Here is a 16,791-nt window from a genome sequence, read left to right as displayed (position 1 = left end):
CAGTAATTCTCTGCTCTATGCAAACTCTTCGGTTCCCGAAAAAAGTTTGATGACCTCAAAGTACTTTGGTGGCTGTAAACATACGGTCTACGGTTTTATTGTTAGCTGTGCACCACGCTTGTACCTACTACTGAACTTATCAATTTTGATTTGGCTCATTTGTCTGAAAGTAATCTTGATTACTGCCATTCACGTCCAATTAAAGATAAAAAATGTTTCATCCTTGTTAACCACATTACTTGTAGATTAAACATTGATCAAGATCACTTTGTTGGCTAATAGGCTGAAAAAAGATGAAAAAAAACCCTGAATTCAATACAGGGCTTGGTAATGAAGGGTTCGTGCTTAGTGAAATGAGCAAAAATTACTTGTTCCATTTGTTAAAGTAGGGCTAACAAGTTGATGTTTGTGAGGTAAGTGAGCATTCACATCTTCAATTACCACCCCTAATGCACGTGCACTTTTGGCGACAATTTCTAAACGGCGACTATCGCGAGCATCAAGTGAGCTTGTCCAAGTTACTACTGCGCTCGATGTACCGCTAGTGAGCGCTTTCTCCATGGCCCATAATGTTTCGACTTCATCTTTGGTGTGTACCAGTAAAATGCGATCCATTCTTACACCAGCACTTGCCAGCATATGTTTATAGCCAATATGGGGCGGGCTAATTAATACAATCCATCTGCCTTGCTGGCTCAATATTGCTAACTGGCTGCACAATTGGCTCAGTTCAGCTTCACCTTGGGTGACAGTTTGTAATGTTTGAATGGTTTGGGTGCCATGCAGTTCTGTTTCAGTTAAATCTACCCATAAGCCCGGGTGGCGTGGCGCGATGCCCATTAGTTTGTTCATAACCAATCTCCATTACGGATAACGCCAACGGCAAGCCCTTCGATGGTTAGGCTTTGGCAACTTAAATCTACTTTTATCGGATTGTAATCTTCATTTTCGGCATGCAGATAAATCACATTACCTTTTTGTTCAAATCGTTTTACGGTGACGTCATCATCAACACGTGCCACAACAACCTGGCCATTACGTGCTTGCTGCATTTTATGTACAGCGAGTAAGTCGCCTTCTAAAATGCCGATGTTTTTCATGCTGTCACCACGCACTCGCAATAAAAAATCTGCGGCGGGCTTAAACATGTTTGGATCGACTTGATAGTATTGTTCTACATGCTCTTGGGCCAAAATAGGTTCACCAGCAGCAACCTGTCCAATGAGTGGCAGACCGGTTTCAACCTGTTCTTCATGAGGTAAACGAATGCCTCTTGAGGTACCAGGCATGATCTCGATAAAGCCTTTTTTGGCTAATGCTTTTAAATGCTCTTCGGCGGCATTAGCACTTTTAAAGCCAAGACGATTCGCAATTTCAGCACGAGTGGGTGGCATACCTGTTTCGGCGATATTGTTTTTAATTAAGTCTAAAATTTCTGCTTGGCGCGGCGTTAACGGTCTCATGATGATTCCTGTCTTTTTATACAGTGACTGTCATTATATACAGTGTTTGTGTTCGCGCAAGTATTAACCAACTATTTTTTGTATATTGTTGATTAAGTATCACTCAACAATATGTTTTAATTAACTATTACTAATGTTCTGTCTTATGTTATTTCTGATAGTGAGAGCTTAAACGTAAAGATAGATCGGTCTGATAGTGTAAGCAGGGTGGTTTCTGGTATCCTATACGACAATATTACAGTGGCTTATGTTGCGAAAATAACCATGTCAAAACCAGATTCAATATTTTTACGAGCATTAAGATGGATTCAAAAGTGGATGGTACAGACCATTGTGGTCCCTCACGATCCTTTTGATGACCTCAATATAGATCCAACTAAACCTTTGGTTTATTTAATGAAAACGGAATCTATTAGCGATATTGCCGCGTTGAGCGAAATCACCGAGGGCTTTGGTCTGCCCAGTCCTTATGAGCCATTACAGCTTGATGGCTTAACCGTGCCTCGTGTGGTCTGTTTAGAGGGCCGCAAACCACTATTTGGTAAACGTGAAAGTGGTGACAAATTCCTTAATTATTTTACCAGTTTATTGTCACTTCATAGTGAGAGCCCTGAATTAGATATACAGTTGGTTCCTGTTTGCCTTTATTGGGGACGTACCCCAGGTAAAGAAGAAGACAGCATGAAAGCTGCTGTATTTGAACGTGAAAACCCTACGTGGTTACGTAAATGGTTAATGATTTTATTTTTAGGACGCCATAATTTCGTCCAGTTTTCTAATGCATTATCGCTTCGTCATATGGCCGATGAACATGGTACTGATAAAAGAATTGCTCACAAATTAACCCGAGTCGCCCGTGTGCATTTCCGCCGTCAACGCAAAGTCATGACGGGGCCACAATTACCGAATCGACAAGCGTTGTTTGCCTCTTTATTAAAATCAGAATCTATCAAAAAAGCCATTGAAGAAGAGTCTGCAAATAAGAAAGTAACAGTCGAGAAAGCACGTGAAACCGCCATTGAATACCTTGATGAAATTGCCGCCGACTATTCTGATAGTTTGGTGCGTATTGCCGAACGTTTCCTGACTTGGTTATGGAACAAATTATACAGTGGCATCAATATCAAAGGTGCCGAGCAAGTAAGACAGTTACATCATGATGGTCATGAAATTGTTTACGTTCCTTGTCATCGTAGCCATATGGATTACTTGCTACTGTCGTATATTTTGTATTATCAGGGCATGGTTCCGCCGCACATTGCTGCCGGTATTAACCTTAATTTTTGGCCAGCAGGGCCGATGTTCCGCCGTGGTGGGGCATTCTTTATCCGTCGTAGTTTTAATGGTAATAAACTTTATACCGCAGTATTTCGTGAATATTTAGATCAGTTATTTGCTAAGGGTTATGCGGTCGAGTATTTCACTGAAGGAGGTCGTTCGCGTACAGGACGTTTGTTAGCGCCTAAAACCGGTATGTTGGCTATGACAATTAACAGTGTGCTACGTGGGATAGAGCGCCCAGTAACCTTAGTACCCGTGTATTTAGGTTATGACCATGTGATGGAAGTGGCGACGTACCACAAAGAATTAAGCGGTAAGAAAAAGAAAAAAGAATCTGTATGGCAGGTATTTGGTGCTATTCGTAAGTTAGGCAATTTTGGCCAAGGTTATGTGAATTTTGGTGAGCCGATTAATTTACAACAGTTCTTAAATCAGCAGGCGCCAGAGTGGCGTGATGAGCTAGCTAAAGATCCTGACCAAAAACCATCTTGGTTTACGCCCTCAGTTAATTTGTTAGCTAACCGCGTAATGACTAATATCAATGGAGCGGCCGCAGCCAGTTCAGTAACATTGACTAGTTTAGTGTTATTAGCGTCAGAGCAAAATGCGTTAGAAAGAAGCCAGTTAGAACGTCAGCTTGATTTGTATTTAGCCTTACTTAAAACAGTGCCTTATACCGATTATACCTCTGTGGCCGAAGGTAATGGCAAGTCAATTATTGATCACTGTCTGTCGTTAAATAAGTTTGTTAGTACCAAAGACCTTATTGGTGAAATTATTTCAGTTGATGAAAAAATTGCCATCACCATGAGTTATTACCGTAATAATATTATTCATTTGATGGCGTTGCCGTCATTAATTGCCAGTTGTTTAGTGCATTATGACGTGTGCGATCGCCAGCGAATTCATGGCATTGTAATGGACTTTTATCCATTACTTAAAGCTGAGCTATTTATGAGCATTGATGACGTGCCTCAACATGTGGACAGCATTTTAGATTTCATGGTTGAACAAGGTTTACTGACCGGTAGCGATCAGTTTGAGATAACGCCTCGTCATATTACCCAAGTGTTACTGCTTGCTGAAACTATCAGTGAAACGTTGCAACGTTATGCGATTATCTTCAATTTACTCGCAATAAAACCTGATCTTGAGCGCTCAGAACTGGAACGCGATAGCCATTTGTTAGCCCAACGATTAGGCGCGCTGCATGGCATTACCGCACCAGAATTTTATGACAAAAAATTATATAACACCCTGAGTGTGAAACTGAAAGAATTGGGTTATTTATGCAGCGACGAACATCGTGCTGAAGTGATCAGAATTCGTGATAACGCTAATAAATTACTCAGCTCTTTAGTAAGACAAACCATTGTTGATAGTGTGGAAGCGGAGCACGGACAATAATGGCTAATCATATGAATGCTGCCAAGCATCGTACCAGCGGTAAATCTGTATTGGGTGGGGCGATGATTATTGCCGGAACCACTGTGGGTGCGGGCATGTTTTCGTTACCCGTTGTTGGTGCTGGAATGTGGTTTGGCTATTCTATCGCGATGTTGCTCGGCGTTTGGTTTTGCATGCTAATGTCGGGTTTATTGTTATTAGAAGCCAATTTGCATTTTGAACCAGGCGACAGTTTTGACACCTTAACTCGGGTGACTCTTGGGCAGTTCTGGCGGGTGATTAACGGCGTTTCGATTGCGTTTGTGTTATATATTTTAACCTATGCTTACATCAGTGGTGGTGGTTCGATTGTGAATCACAGTCTGTCAGCATTGGGCGTGAGCCTACCCCAGAGTGTGGCCGGATTGGTGTTTGCGGTAGTCTTGGCTTTGGTGGTATTTATTAGTACTAAAGCGGTCGACCGTATCACCACAATCATGCTTGGTGGCATGGTGATTACTTTCTTTTTGGCTATCGGTAACTTACTAATCGACATTGATACCATAAAGCTAGTGTCGCCTGATGGTGAATCGCGTTACCTGCCTTATTTACTTGCCGCGATTCCATTTGGCTTAGCCAGTTTTGGTTATCACGGCAATGTGCCAAGTTTAGTCAAATATTACGGTAAAGATGCCAAAACCATCGTTAAAGCGATTATTACTGGAACCACTATCGCATTAGTAATTTATATATGTTGGTTAGTGGCAACGATGGGTAATATTCAACGAAGCCAGTTTGCCGATATTATTGCTCAAGGTGGCAATATAGGTGTGTTAGTGGGTGCGTTGTCTGGGGTTATTGCCAGCCAATGGCTTGATAACATGCTAACCCTATTTGCCAACCTTGCCGTTGCCTCATCATTTTTAGGTGTGACACTAGGCTTGTTCGATTACCTTGCTGATTTATTTGGGTTTGACGACTCGCGCTCAGGACGAATTAAAACTGCAGCGGTCACGTTTGTACCGCCAACCATCCTTGGTTTGTTATTTCCGAATGGATTTATTTTAGCGATTGGTTTTGCTGCGCTAGCTGCCACTATTTGGGCTGTTATTGTACCTGCGTTATTAGCCTATAAAGTAAGACAACAATATCCTGACTCAAAGGGATTTAAAGTCCCTGGTGGAACCCCGTTAATTGCTATTGTGGTGTTGTTTGGAGTTATCACTGCCATATGTCATTTGCTGGCCATGGCCGATATATTGCCGGTGTTTAAATAGACGCAAAAATTCCGGTGAAACAACTTTTAGCCTAAAAGCCTTCGTTTGAAGGCTTTTTGCTTTTCTGCTGATATCGACTTAACTTATGAGACAAGTTTCATGTTGGCTATATCAAGGCAACTATTTTTATAAAGGATTAGGATAATGAAGGTACAACAGTATCAACAAGGACAGCCTTGCTGGATTGAATTAGCAACTCATGATTGGGCGGCAGGTAAAGCATTTTATCAGGCGCTATTTGGCTGGGGAGCAGATGATATGCCTATGCCAGAAGGGCATTATACTATGCTGCAAATCGACGGTGATGATATTGCTGCAATGTACCCAATGCCGGCAGAAATGGAGGCCTTACCGACTCATTGGACAATTTATTTTGCAGTCGATGATGTTGATGCTACCTCTAAGGCTGTGACTCAAGCTGGAGGTGAGATTATTGCGGGGCCTCATTCTGTTGGAAATGCTGGCCGTATGGCGCTATGCGCAGATCCAGAAGGCTGTCGGTTTGCATTATGGCAAGGCCAAGACCATATTGGCATTAAGCGATCGCAAGAATCAAATACCCTATGTTGGGTTGAGCTTACTTGTCGTGATACCGCTGCGGCGAAACAGTTTTATAGCCAAGTATTAGGTTACCAAACTAAGCTTAATGATGTGGCTGATTTTGAATACACCGAATGGTATGCGGGGGAGCAAGCCATTGGTGGATTGATGGAAATGACTGCAGAATGGGGCGATACTCCTGCTCATTGGATGAGCTATTTTGCCGTTGATGACTGTGATTTATCAGTGACTAAAGCACAAACCTTGGGGGCTTCAGTTTGTGTGCCTGCAACTGATATTCCTAACGTAGGCCGTTTTTCTGTACTCAATGATCCACAAGGTGGGGTGTTTTCAATTATTGCGTTATTTACTGCAGAATAAATAGATTTGAAAATTATGTTTTTACATAATGAATGTTAATTATTTATATTTTCAGTGTTGCCGATTGAAGCTAGAGTATCGTGTAATGTAGAGTGCCGATTTAACATAGAGTGGCGATTGAACCTTGATTATTAAGTAATGTCATAGTGAGTTGTTAGTAAAATGTTATTATCAGTTGTTGGTAAGAGTTATTGGTAATAGTTAGTGTATTTAACCAAGGATGAGTGAATGACACAGGAAAACACCCAAATCACATTAGCCAGTATTCATCGCAGTATGTTGTTAGTGGCACTGATCGATTTTCCTGGCACGATATTATTTGGTCTTGGGCTCTACGGTATCCTTGTAGGGTTTGACCAAGATTTCTTGCCTATGTTAGCCAACCCTTTGATCATTATTATTATGTTGATTATCGGTGCGATTATTATGCTATGGGGGATTATCCGCATGATGCTGCTTGCGCGTCAAAAACAAGGAATATTACAACAATGAAAAAACGGATAATCCAATTATGCTTGTTATCTAGCTTAGTGATACTTACGGGATGCCGTGGTACCGATATCATCAATATTGGTAATAATATTGGCAATGCAGATGACAATAAAAATGACACAGATTACATGATACTGAATGTCCCTAGGGCAATTTTAGCCAGCGACCCATGTAAGTATGGTCACCCTGATGATATTGCGGCGTGTCGTAAAAAGAAACAAGATGAAGCCGACCAACTTAATGAATCACTTAAGCGTAAATAACACTGTGATTAGCATATAAAAAATCCCAAGCGATTAATCGTTTGGGATTTTTATTGATAGGGGTAAAAGTAATAACCTCAACTCTGGTTAAATAAATTTAAGACAATGATTGCTTGGGTAACTTACGGCCATATATCAGCAAGTAAATTGCTGGGATAACAAATAGCGACAATAGCGGCGCCGTGACCATTCCGCCGACCATAGGCGCAGCAATTTTTTGCATCACTTCATTACCCGTACCGCTGCCCCACATGATCGGCAGTAACCCAAAAAAGATGGTGGCGACGGTCATGGCTTTAGGGCGAATGCGCATCACTGCACCTTCAATTAATGCAGCCGTTAAATCCGCTTTGCTGTGGTAATTGTCGGCTTCTTTATAGGCCTTAATACTATTATTAAGGTACACCTGCATCACCACGCCAAACTCAGCGGCGACCCCTGCTAAGGCAATCATGCCGACAGATACAGCAACTGAAAAATTAAAATCCAGCCCATATAGTAGCCATGCGCTACCCACCAATGAAAAAGGTAAACTTAACATGATTACAGATGCTTGTATTACTGAGTTGAAAGTCATCATCAGCAACATAAAAATCACCGCGATCATTAATGGGATCACCATTTTCATTTTGGCGTCTACGCGTTGCATGTACTCGTATTGCCCAGCAAAGCTATAGTTGTAGCGTGGAGGAAGGGTAATTTGTTGTTTAAGTGCCTTTTCTGCTGCAACGATATATTCACCGATAGAAATGTCTTTCAGATCGACAAACACCCACGAGATAAGGCGACCATTTTCACTGGCTAGCATGGGGGCACCATCGGTGATTTTCAGTTCGGCTAAATAACTTAACGGTAAGTACTTACCCGTTTTAGTCAGTACCGGTAAATTTCTGAGCTTCTCGATGTTGTCACGTAACTCTCGCGGGTAACGGATATTGATTGGATAGCGTTCTTGACCTTGTATTGATTCACCAACGGTCATGCCGCCAATGGCAATTTTTACCACATCTTGGATATCTTTTAAGGTCATGCCATAACGTGCAGCATTTTTAAGGTCTGGTGTGATATCAATATAGCGGCCGCCGCTACTGCGCTGTGAAAATGCCGACTCAGTTCCCGGTAATTGGTTTACTACCGCTTCTATTTCTGCACCAATACGTTGTAGTTCTTCAACATTTGCGCCCGATATTTTTATGCCGACAGGGGTTCTCACGCCGGTAGATAGCATATCGATACGGGTTTTAATCGGTTGCACCCAAGCATTGGTCATCCCTGGTATACGCACGGTTTTTTGCAGTTCAGCAATAATGCTCTCTAAGGTTACGCCTTCACGCCATTCGCCAGGCGGTTTGAGCATGATGGTGGTTTCTAACATTGTTAGCGGCGCAGGGTCTGTTGCTGTCATGGCCCGGCCCACTTTGCCAAATACTCGTTTCACTTCGGGTACTGTTTTTATCAGTCGGTCAGTTTGTTGCAATATTTCTGCTGCTTTGCCTGCACTTACACTGGGTAGCGTGGTGGGCATATAAAGTAGGTCACCTTCTTCTAAGGTGGGCATAAACTCTGAGCCCATTTGGCTTAATGGGTAGTAAGCACTGAATAGCACAATGATGGCTAATCCGATGGTGATTTTAGGAAAATGCAGTACCCATTTTAACAATGGTTGATATATGGCAATTAATACTCGACTAATGGGGTTTTTACGCTCATCAGGGATTTTTCCGCGGACAAAATAACCCATTAACACCGGAATTAAGGTGATTGCTAAAATGGCAGATGCCGCCATAGCGAAGGTTTTGGTAAAGGCTAGCGGGTGGAATAAACGCCCTTCTTGCGCTTCAAGGGCAAATACTGGCGTAAAGCTTAAAGTGATAATCAACAAGCTGAAAAATAATGCAGGGCCGACCTCGATAGAGGCTTCTCTGACGAGTTGCCAATGGTCTTCTCCCTCAGGAGCTTTACCGTGTTTTTGGCGATAATGTTCCAAATGTTTATGGGTATTTTCGACCATCACAATTGACGCATCAACCACCGCTCCTATGGCAATGGCAATGCCGCCTAAGCTCATAATATTGGCATTGACACCAATGATATTCATGGCGATAAAGCTGACTAAAATCGAAATAGGTAAGGTGATTATCGCGACTAACGTTGAGCGTGCATGCAGTAAAAATAGTAGGCAAATAAGTCCGACAACCAGCATTTCTTCTAGCACTTTATGCTTAAGGTTATCGACTGAGCGTAAGATTAAATCAGAGCGATCATAAGTGGTGACTAATTCGACCCCATCAGGTAATCCATTACTGATCTCTTTGAGTTTTTGCTTAACATTATTAATGGTTTCAAGAGCATTTTCACCATAGCGCATCACCACAATACCGCCGACAACTTCGCCTTTACCATCGAGTTCGGCAATACCACGACGCGCCGCTGGGCCGGTTCGTAGTTGGGCAACGTCTTTCATTAATACCGGCGTACCAGTTTCCGATAAAATGCCCAGTGGGATTTCAGCAAAGTCGGCAATGGTTTGGCGATAACCACTTGAAGTGATCATGTATTCTGCTTCGGCCATTTCAATCACCGAGCCGCCTGTCGAGCTATTGGAATTATCTAAGGCGTTTTTAATGGTCATTAAGTCGATTTTATACAGTGCTAGCTTATGTGGGTCGACGACCACTTGATATGTTTGTTCCATACCGCCAACGGTGGCAACTTCTGATACTCCGGCAACACTTTGTAATTCTAGTTTTAAAAACCAATCTTGTAATGAACGCAGTTGGGCTAAATCATACTGTCCATTGCGATCGACTAAGGCATATTGGAAAATCCAACCCACTCCCGATGCATCTGGGCCAATACTGGGTGTGACACCCGCTGGCAGTTGGTCTTGTGTTTGCGATAAATATTCAAGCACCCGTGAACGCGCCCAATAGATATCGGTGCCATCTTCAAAAATGACATACACAAACGAGTCACCAAACATTGAAAAGCCACGTACTGTTTTGGCTCCCGGCACGGCCAGCATGGCCGATGACAATGGATAGGTAATTTGGTCTTCAACTAATTGCGGTGCCTGGCCTGGGTAAGAGGTTTTTACAATAACTTGTACGTCTGATAAATCAGGTAGCGCGTCCAGTGGGGTCATGCGCATGGCTTGATAACCCACTAACGCGATAACGGCCGTGAGTATCAACACCATAACGCGTTGCTTTATTGAAGCACTGATAATTTTTGCTAACATTGTCGTGCTCCTTAGTGCTGGTGAGCATCGGTAGTGGTTGATTCTTTGGTCGTTGGCGCATTACTTAAACGCTGTAAACTGCCTTGAATACTGGCTTCTGAGTCCAATAAGAACTGCCCTGAAATAACCACTTTGTCATGTTCATTCAGTCCTTCTAAGATTTCGGCTCTACCGTCTGCCATCATACCAATTTTGACTGGCACGGAAGCAAAGCTGGTATCACTGCGTTGCACCACCACACGGTTTTCACGTCCGGTAAGGATCAATGCTTCAGTTGGTACAGTGAGCACATTATTCTTAGGCAGACCAAATAAGGTCACATCAACTAAACTGCCTGGTCTGAGTTTGTCGTTATGATTGTTAAGCTTGATCCGCACCCGCATCGCTCGGGTGACAGGGTCTAATTCTGGGTAGATATAGTCAATTGTCGAGTCAATATCAAACAGCCCTTGTGCTGCAGCGCTAACAGTGACTTTACGGCCTTGTTGTAGCCAGCTTTGTTCATTTTCAAATACATCAGCAATGACCCATACACTGTCTAAATTAACGATTTCAAACAAGGTATCTCCAGGCTGAATATACATGCCATCACGCACGGTTAGCTTACTGATAAAGCCATCTTGTGGGGCATAAAAAGGCACTTTAAAAATGGTTTCACCGGTTTTTTCTAAACGATCAATTATCGAGGTATCGACGCCAAGCAACTCTAAGCGTTTACGTGCTTTAAGTAATAAACTGCTACCTCGTTTTTTATCTTGCAAAAGGTAGTCTTGAGCTTGGGAATAGTCGTCTTGGGCATTGACGAGTTCGGGCGAGTAAAGCTCATATAAAAGTTGGCCCTTTTTTATCTGTTGTCCCACGTTATTTACCGTGAGCGTTTCGATCCATCCGGTTGCGCGTGTATGCACATGGCCAATCGCATTTTCATTATATTGCACTGTGCCTATGGTATTCACTTGGCGCGACAAACTGGTTTTTTCAACTACATGGCTTCGCATACCCAAAGCTTGTTGCATCCCGCCAGAAACACCGACAACAATTTCTTGGCTTGCATCGGTAACGGTGACTTTCTCTAGGTTCATCCCGCAAATAGGGCAGGTACCAGGAGCATCGGACACTACATGTGGATGCATTGGACAGACATATTTTACATTGGTGCTATCGCTCTGATTTGCTGTCGGCACTAATGTAGGTTTAGGTTGGCTAAACACCTTATCTGCTTGGCTTTGTTTTACAGGAGTCGCACTTTGCATGTTTGCCATTGGATCTTGAGTGCCGTCAACGGTGGACTCTTCTTCCTCCTCTTTGACGACGAGAAACATATTACAGATGGGGCAGGTTCCCTCTTTATCACTGATCACTTCAGGGTGCATCGGGCAAGTAAAGGTTTTACTGGCTTGTGACTGATGCTGGGCATGATCGTGCTCTGCGCCATAAGCGACAGGTGATGTGAAAGCCGCGGGGATCATTACCCCAACAAACGCGCCTAATAGCACACTAGAAAGTGGGAATTTTTTCATAACAACCTCGATATTCATCATGACAATACTGACTATTGCCATGATGATAAACGCTAAAAACAATAATGTTGAATGTGCTCAACACACAAGAATGATCAATTAAACTTGTCTGCTAGGCTTGGTTCTTTTGGAATAGCGCCATGCATGTTAGCCATTGGATGTTGAGTGTCGCCAGCACTGGACTCTTGTTGCTCATCTTTGACGACGAGAAACATATTACAGACGGGACAGGTTCCCTCTTTATCGCTGATCACTTCAGGGTGCATCGGGCAGGTATAGGTTTTACTGGCTTGCGACTGATGCTGGGCATGATCGTGCTCTGCGCCATAAGCAACCGTTGATGTCAGAGCTGCGGGGATGATGACCCCAACGAATGCGCTTAATAGCACATTAAAAAATGGCAGTTTTTTCATAATAACCTCGATATTCATCATGACAATACTGATAACCGGCATGATGATAAACGCTAAAAAACAATAGTATTGAATGTGCTTAACGCACAAGAATGATCAATTGAATTAAGCGATAGGAGGGCGGAACGCAGGAGGGAATGCGATTGACACATGGTTAACAACCATCGCAAGCGGTGCAGAGTAAACGGGAATATTGGTCGTTGCCAATGGAATATCAATTAGGTTGGCAGTAAACGAAATAGTCAAACAGTGGTTACAATCCAAGCTGCAAAATCCGGAACCATTACAACAGCTGGTTTGCGGTAACTTTGCGGCAATAGGTTCACCCACATCATTGACGGCATTTTGCATATTATCGTGGCAATTCTTCATTGCCTTATGCGACATGGCTGATGTGGTGTTGGTTGTTTTGTCGGTTTGAGCGGACATTGCTTGAGCCATTTCTGCATGGGCCATTGGCACCATCAAACTGTCATTAGTCAGCAGCCCCTGTCCGACAAGTGCGAACAAAGTGATTACGATGATCCAATAGTTTGACTGCTTTGCTCTCATTTAGCCTTAACCAAATCGTTTATTAGGGGTTAGCTTAACAGACCTTTACTTAAGTAAAAATCTTTCAAGTAATAACAGATTAAATTTATTAATCTGAAAATGATGATAACGCTTTTATGATCAGTATCGTGTGATACACATTCCATTTCATTAATTTAGGGTCAACTTACGTTTAAATCGCCATTATTTGCGCTTTAGTTTGGGCCGATACCTGTTGCGCTTGAGCATATCAATCACCCAAATTAATCCACTAAAGGTTAACCATAACGTTATAAACGCAAAAATCTTGATAGGGATGTTATTAAAGCTGCCTTCACTGGTGTAATCCATAAAGTGCAGCATAAAAAATATATCGGCTAAACGTGTATGTTCATCACTGTGGCCGACGAGTCGACCCGACTGTGCTTCAATATAAACACTGGTGCCAATATTATCGGCGAAGTTTATCTGCCAAGTGTCATTGCGCTGTTTTGGAAAGTCGTCCAATGGCGGAGTGAGTAAGAGAGTTGAACTTATTACAGCCTCTCCAGAGTAAGATGCTTTGGCCAACTGTTGCGCCATTGTGGTATTAATTATTACTTGGTTACCGTCATAAGCATCAACCAAGGTGTAGTCATTGTTAAGATGATTGTATAAGCCTTTTTCATGGGTTAATAGGTAGTAAGGTTTATCTAATAAAGTAATGATGTTAAGCGATATGCTAGGTTTAAAGGCGGCCAGAATAGTACTAGGTTCACGCAAACGATGAGTCTCTATTACCACTTCAGTGTGAGTGTCGTTAAGGTGGGTAAGTCCTTGGGCTTTATTGTGATCCATAAGATTAAAATACAGCCCGCTGATTAACCAAAGGAGTAACTGAACCCCTACAATGACTGATGCCCATTTATGCAGTTTTCTGACCCAAAACATTAGGCAACCCCACTGTGTTTACGCTTGCTCAACATAGGCTTACGTTTGTTTTTAGTACGACGTAATACCCTGAAATACACTAATATTAACCCGCTAACGGTAGCTAAAGTTGAGAACAACGCTATCCAGAATAATAATTGGTTATCGATTTCTTCAGCATCGCCATAATCCATCACATGAAAACGAAACACCCAGTCGAATAAACGCCAAAATGCATGGCGCTTGCCTACTAATAATCCACTGTCAGCTGAGATATAAAGTGATGGTGCGGAAAAGTGGTCGAAATTAATTCGCCACGCCGGTAAGTGACGAGCACTGAGTTCAAAAGGTGGGTTATCAGTCAGTAAACTCACTTCGCTAATGGGCTCATTACCAAGGTAATAATATTGCGCTAATGCTATGGCTGCCGTTTGATTAAGTGGCGATAAACGTTCACCTGTTTGCGCATTTAGCAGTACCTGCTGAGTCGATTTTATGGTCGCATTTATAGTCGTATTTATGGTCGTGATAGAGAAGCGGTATACGTCTTGTTGCATCAGTTTACCGACACTTATTTGCTCTGCTTCAGGATAAGTTTGTAACAGTTTTGTCAATGAATACTGCATTTTATCGGTATTGATTTTTGTTTGGGGGTTACTGATGAGCGAATCCCCATGAATATAGTCAATATGCATAAACACCATATATGTTCCTGTTACTGACCAAATCACAAACTGTAGCCCGAGAAACAGCATCAACCATTTATGGAGTGTTCTTGCGGTTTTATGCATTCAAATTAACCTTATTATTTTTATTATTGGTTTAGTTAGAAAGTGTTTTAGGCTAGTAAATCAAGCTATAAATGACCATCGAGATACCATTATCTGTTAAGTAACTCATAGTTTGCAGCAATTTATGTTAATCGTGAAGTTAAAGCAGAGCTGTCAACGGACGCCAATAGCATTACTAGCACTAATAGCATCAATAGCATCAATAGCATCACTAGCATGCAATTAGTGGCTAACAATGCGATGCCTGCAATGGAGTCGCATCACACTCAACATTAGTCGTCAGCGCTAACGCCGAATCAATTAGCGGGCAGTGAGTAATTGTTTCACTAATATTTGGCAGGAGATAAATGTTATCTCCTGCCTTTATCTACCACCGCTGTTGTTAATTTTTGCTCTTCAGTGTTGTTAGCCACTAGTGAAGGGTGAAGGCAAATACTTAAATTCAAAATCAAATTCAAAATCAAATTTAAAATCAAATTTAAAATCAAAAACAAATTTGGACACTGACAAGTTCACTCTTTTACTCGACGTTACCTTTATTGGCCACTTCGTTGACCTGATCCAGTAATTGATCATTATTTCGGTACGGCATATGCAAAAGTCGAGATCTAGCTCGCATTTTAGACATATTTTAGATAAACAATTCTCAAAATGGCGACTAAAATCAATTTTATAATTTCGAATAATCCTAAACTAGACTTATAAATATTAGAAATTCCTTTTTTGCTATTACGGAGATTGAACAATGAACTGGCGTGCACTATTTAAACCAAGCGCGAAGTACTCGATTATTGCCCTTATTGTGGTTGGTGTAATTGTGGGTGTCGTAGGTTATTTCGCAACACAACAAACTTTACATGCAACAAGTAGCGATGCTTTTTGTATGACATGTCACCGTGACCACTCGTTAAGAGAAGAGGTTATGGCGTCAGCCCATGGTGGTGGTAGAGCAGGTGTCACAGTACAATGTCAAGATTGTCACTTACCACATGGCCCATTTGATTATTTAGTTAAAAAAATCATTGTTTCTAAGGACATTATTGGCTTGATGACCATTGATGGCTTTATGACGCAAGAATGGTTAGATGAAAACCGTAAAGAACAAGCTGATTTAGCATTAGAATACTTCCGCAGTAATGATTCGGCTAACTGTCAGCATTGCCACACTCGTATTTATGAAGATCAGCCAGATACGATGAAGAAAATGGCCGTAAGAATGCACAGTATGAACTTTAAAAAAGCACCAGAAGACAGAAAGACTTGTGTCGATTGTCATAAAGGTGTCGCGCATCCTTATCCTAAAAAGTAATGTGCCGATGTTATTAACTAAAAAACCTCGTTAAATAACGAGGTTTTTTTATGTCAATGTCTCAGATAATCGTCATTTTTATTATTTGTTGCTGCGGTTAACAAGCGGGCTAGCGTACTGTGAATGATGTTGCTCAAATAGTGCAAATACTCCCCACAGAAAAATCGCCCGATAATGTGCCGCAGGTATACTGTTTCGGAAATTTTTTAAGCGTGTGAGTAGCACAAATAACATGTGCATTGCCGCGGTGATAAAGGCAAACGTATTAATAAACAGCGATACATCAGGGCTGAAAATAAACAAGCCGTAAGCCACCAAACACCACATCGACAAAGTGGCCGTTTTACCAATTAGTATAATATCGTGTATTGATATAGGCATTAACTTAATCGGCCGATAATTCGGTATTGTTCGGCTGATATTGGTACAGTCGATAACATACTTGACCTGCCTTTTTTTCTTTTAAGGCAACCCAGGTTGCTGGCACATTGACTGAGGTTAATTCTGATTCGGTTTCGAGATAAATTTGTGCATTGGGGTTTAACCATTGATGTTGCATCAATAACTCAATGGTTTTGTTTACTAAATCTTTACGAAATGGTGGATCGATAAACACAATATCAAAACCACTGGGTGTGCCTTTAGCAAGCACTTGTAAACTGTCGGCATTAATAACCTGTGCATTTTGACATTGCAGGGTGGCAAGGTTTTGTTTCAACTGATTAGCAGCATTTTTTTGCAGTTCAATTATGGTAGCAAAACTGGCATAACGAGATAAAGCTTCAAGGCATAAAGCACCGCTGCCGGCAAAGCAATCGAGTACTCTGGCACCACGGATATCGTTGGCAAGCCAATTAAATAAGGTCTCGCGAACGCGATCAGTTGTTGGGCGTAAACCTTCAAGATCATGGATCGGTAGCTTACGAGATCGCCATTGACCTGAAATAATCCGCACCTGACCGCTGCTGGTATTTTTTTTAGCCATCTCACCCTC

Annotated in this window: 16 protein-coding genes; 6 read left to right on the top strand and 10 right to left on the bottom strand. The window is 42.0% G+C overall.

The genetic code is table 11. The features are described from left to right. Positions 1 to 345 precede the first annotated feature (345 nt). Both H5125_RS01880 and lexA read right to left on the bottom strand, forming a co-directional pair. Positions 346 to 852, bottom strand: a complete 507-nt coding sequence (locus H5125_RS01880; protein ID WP_059745868.1) for a cell division inhibitor SulA — start codon at positions 850 to 852, stop codon at positions 346 to 348. Next, positions 849 to 1,463, bottom strand: coding sequence for a transcriptional repressor LexA (gene lexA, locus H5125_RS01875; RefSeq protein ID WP_059745867.1), 615 nt, complete (start codon positions 1,461 to 1,463; stop codon positions 849 to 851). The genes H5125_RS01880 and lexA overlap by 4 nt, the downstream gene beginning before the upstream one ends. Positions 1,464 to 1,727: 264 nt before the next feature. On the opposite strand from lexA, the gene plsB reads away from it, so the two are divergent. The 5 genes from plsB to H5125_RS01850 all read left to right on the top strand — a co-directional run bounded on the left by plsB (position 1,728) and on the right by H5125_RS01850 (position 7,083). After that, on the top strand, positions 1,728 to 4,151 hold the full coding sequence (plsB, locus tag H5125_RS01870; RefSeq protein WP_101085352.1) for a glycerol-3-phosphate 1-O-acyltransferase PlsB: 2,424 nt from the start codon (positions 1,728 to 1,730) through the stop codon (positions 4,149 to 4,151). Continuing rightward, positions 4,151 to 5,407, top strand: coding sequence for a tryptophan permease (gene mtr, locus H5125_RS01865; protein WP_182743367.1), 1,257 nt, complete (start codon positions 4,151 to 4,153; stop codon positions 5,405 to 5,407). The genes plsB and mtr overlap by 1 nt, the downstream gene beginning before the upstream one ends. A gap of 144 nt (positions 5,408 to 5,551) precedes the next feature. Continuing rightward, positions 5,552 to 6,328 (top strand): VOC family protein, encoded by a 777-nt coding sequence (locus tag H5125_RS01860; RefSeq protein WP_182743365.1) that lies wholly within the window; start codon positions 5,552 to 5,554, stop codon positions 6,326 to 6,328. Positions 6,329 to 6,556: 228 nt separating this feature from the next. Beyond that, a complete protein-coding gene (locus H5125_RS01855; protein WP_059745865.1) occupies positions 6,557 to 6,820 on the top strand; it encodes a hypothetical protein in 264 nt (87 codons plus the stop codon). After that, positions 6,817 to 7,083 (top strand): hypothetical protein, encoded by a 267-nt coding sequence (locus H5125_RS01850; protein WP_182743363.1) that lies wholly within the window; start codon positions 6,817 to 6,819, stop codon positions 7,081 to 7,083. Before H5125_RS01855 ends, H5125_RS01850 begins: the two co-directional genes overlap by 4 nt. A gap of 97 nt (positions 7,084 to 7,180) precedes the next feature. On the opposite strand, the gene H5125_RS01845 is transcribed toward H5125_RS01850, so the two are convergent. From H5125_RS01845 to H5125_RS01820, 6 genes are all read right to left on the bottom strand, one after another. Then, positions 7,181 to 10,324, bottom strand: a complete 3,144-nt coding sequence (locus tag H5125_RS01845; RefSeq protein WP_182743361.1) for an efflux RND transporter permease subunit — start codon at positions 10,322 to 10,324, stop codon at positions 7,181 to 7,183. An 11-nt stretch (positions 10,325 to 10,335) separates the two neighbouring features. Further along, complete coding sequence (locus H5125_RS01840) at positions 10,336 to 11,844, bottom strand: efflux RND transporter periplasmic adaptor subunit (protein WP_182743359.1); 1,509 nt, start codon at positions 11,842 to 11,844, stop codon at positions 10,336 to 10,338. 95 nt (positions 11,845 to 11,939) lie between these two features. Continuing rightward, positions 11,940 to 12,257 (bottom strand): heavy metal-binding domain-containing protein, encoded by a 318-nt coding sequence (locus tag H5125_RS01835; protein WP_409085802.1) that lies wholly within the window; start codon positions 12,255 to 12,257, stop codon positions 11,940 to 11,942. A gap of 105 nt (positions 12,258 to 12,362) precedes the next feature. Further along, entirely contained in the window at positions 12,363 to 12,809 is a 447-nt protein-coding gene (locus H5125_RS01830; RefSeq protein WP_157822752.1) for a CopL family metal-binding regulatory protein, read from the bottom strand. A gap of 183 nt (positions 12,810 to 12,992) precedes the next feature. After that, positions 12,993 to 13,718: a PepSY domain-containing protein gene (locus tag H5125_RS01825; protein WP_101084894.1), complete on the bottom strand. Its 726-nt coding sequence runs from the start codon at positions 13,716 to 13,718 to the stop codon at positions 12,993 to 12,995. Continuing rightward, positions 13,718 to 14,488, bottom strand: a complete 771-nt coding sequence (locus H5125_RS01820; protein WP_182743357.1) for a PepSY domain-containing protein — start codon at positions 14,486 to 14,488, stop codon at positions 13,718 to 13,720. The genes H5125_RS01825 and H5125_RS01820 overlap by 1 nt, the downstream gene beginning before the upstream one ends. A 745-nt stretch (positions 14,489 to 15,233) precedes the next feature. On the opposite strand from H5125_RS01820, the gene H5125_RS01815 reads away from it, so the two are divergent. Continuing rightward, positions 15,234 to 15,797 (top strand): NapC/NirT family cytochrome c, encoded by a 564-nt coding sequence (locus H5125_RS01815; protein WP_162022081.1) that lies wholly within the window; start codon positions 15,234 to 15,236, stop codon positions 15,795 to 15,797. Between the two features lie 81 nt (positions 15,798 to 15,878). Here H5125_RS01815 and H5125_RS01810 read toward each other — a convergent pair whose 3' ends face one another. Both H5125_RS01810 and rsmD read right to left on the bottom strand, forming a co-directional pair. After that, a complete protein-coding gene (locus H5125_RS01810) occupies positions 15,879 to 16,178 on the bottom strand; it encodes a DUF1145 domain-containing protein (RefSeq protein WP_182743355.1) in 300 nt (99 codons plus the stop codon). A 4-nt stretch (positions 16,179 to 16,182) separates the two neighbouring features. Continuing rightward, positions 16,183 to 16,782 (bottom strand): 16S rRNA (guanine(966)-N(2))-methyltransferase RsmD, encoded by a 600-nt coding sequence (rsmD, locus tag H5125_RS01805; protein ID WP_182743353.1) that lies wholly within the window; start codon positions 16,780 to 16,782, stop codon positions 16,183 to 16,185. Between the last annotated feature and the right edge of the window lie 9 nt (positions 16,783 to 16,791).

The sequence above is a fragment of the Shewanella sp. SR44-4 genome (assembly GCF_014163715.1).
In the GTDB taxonomy this organism is placed as follows: domain Bacteria; phylum Pseudomonadota; class Gammaproteobacteria; order Enterobacterales; family Shewanellaceae; genus Shewanella.
Note: the sequence above shows the minus strand (reverse complement) of the source record. Positions and strands in the feature narration are given on the sequence as shown.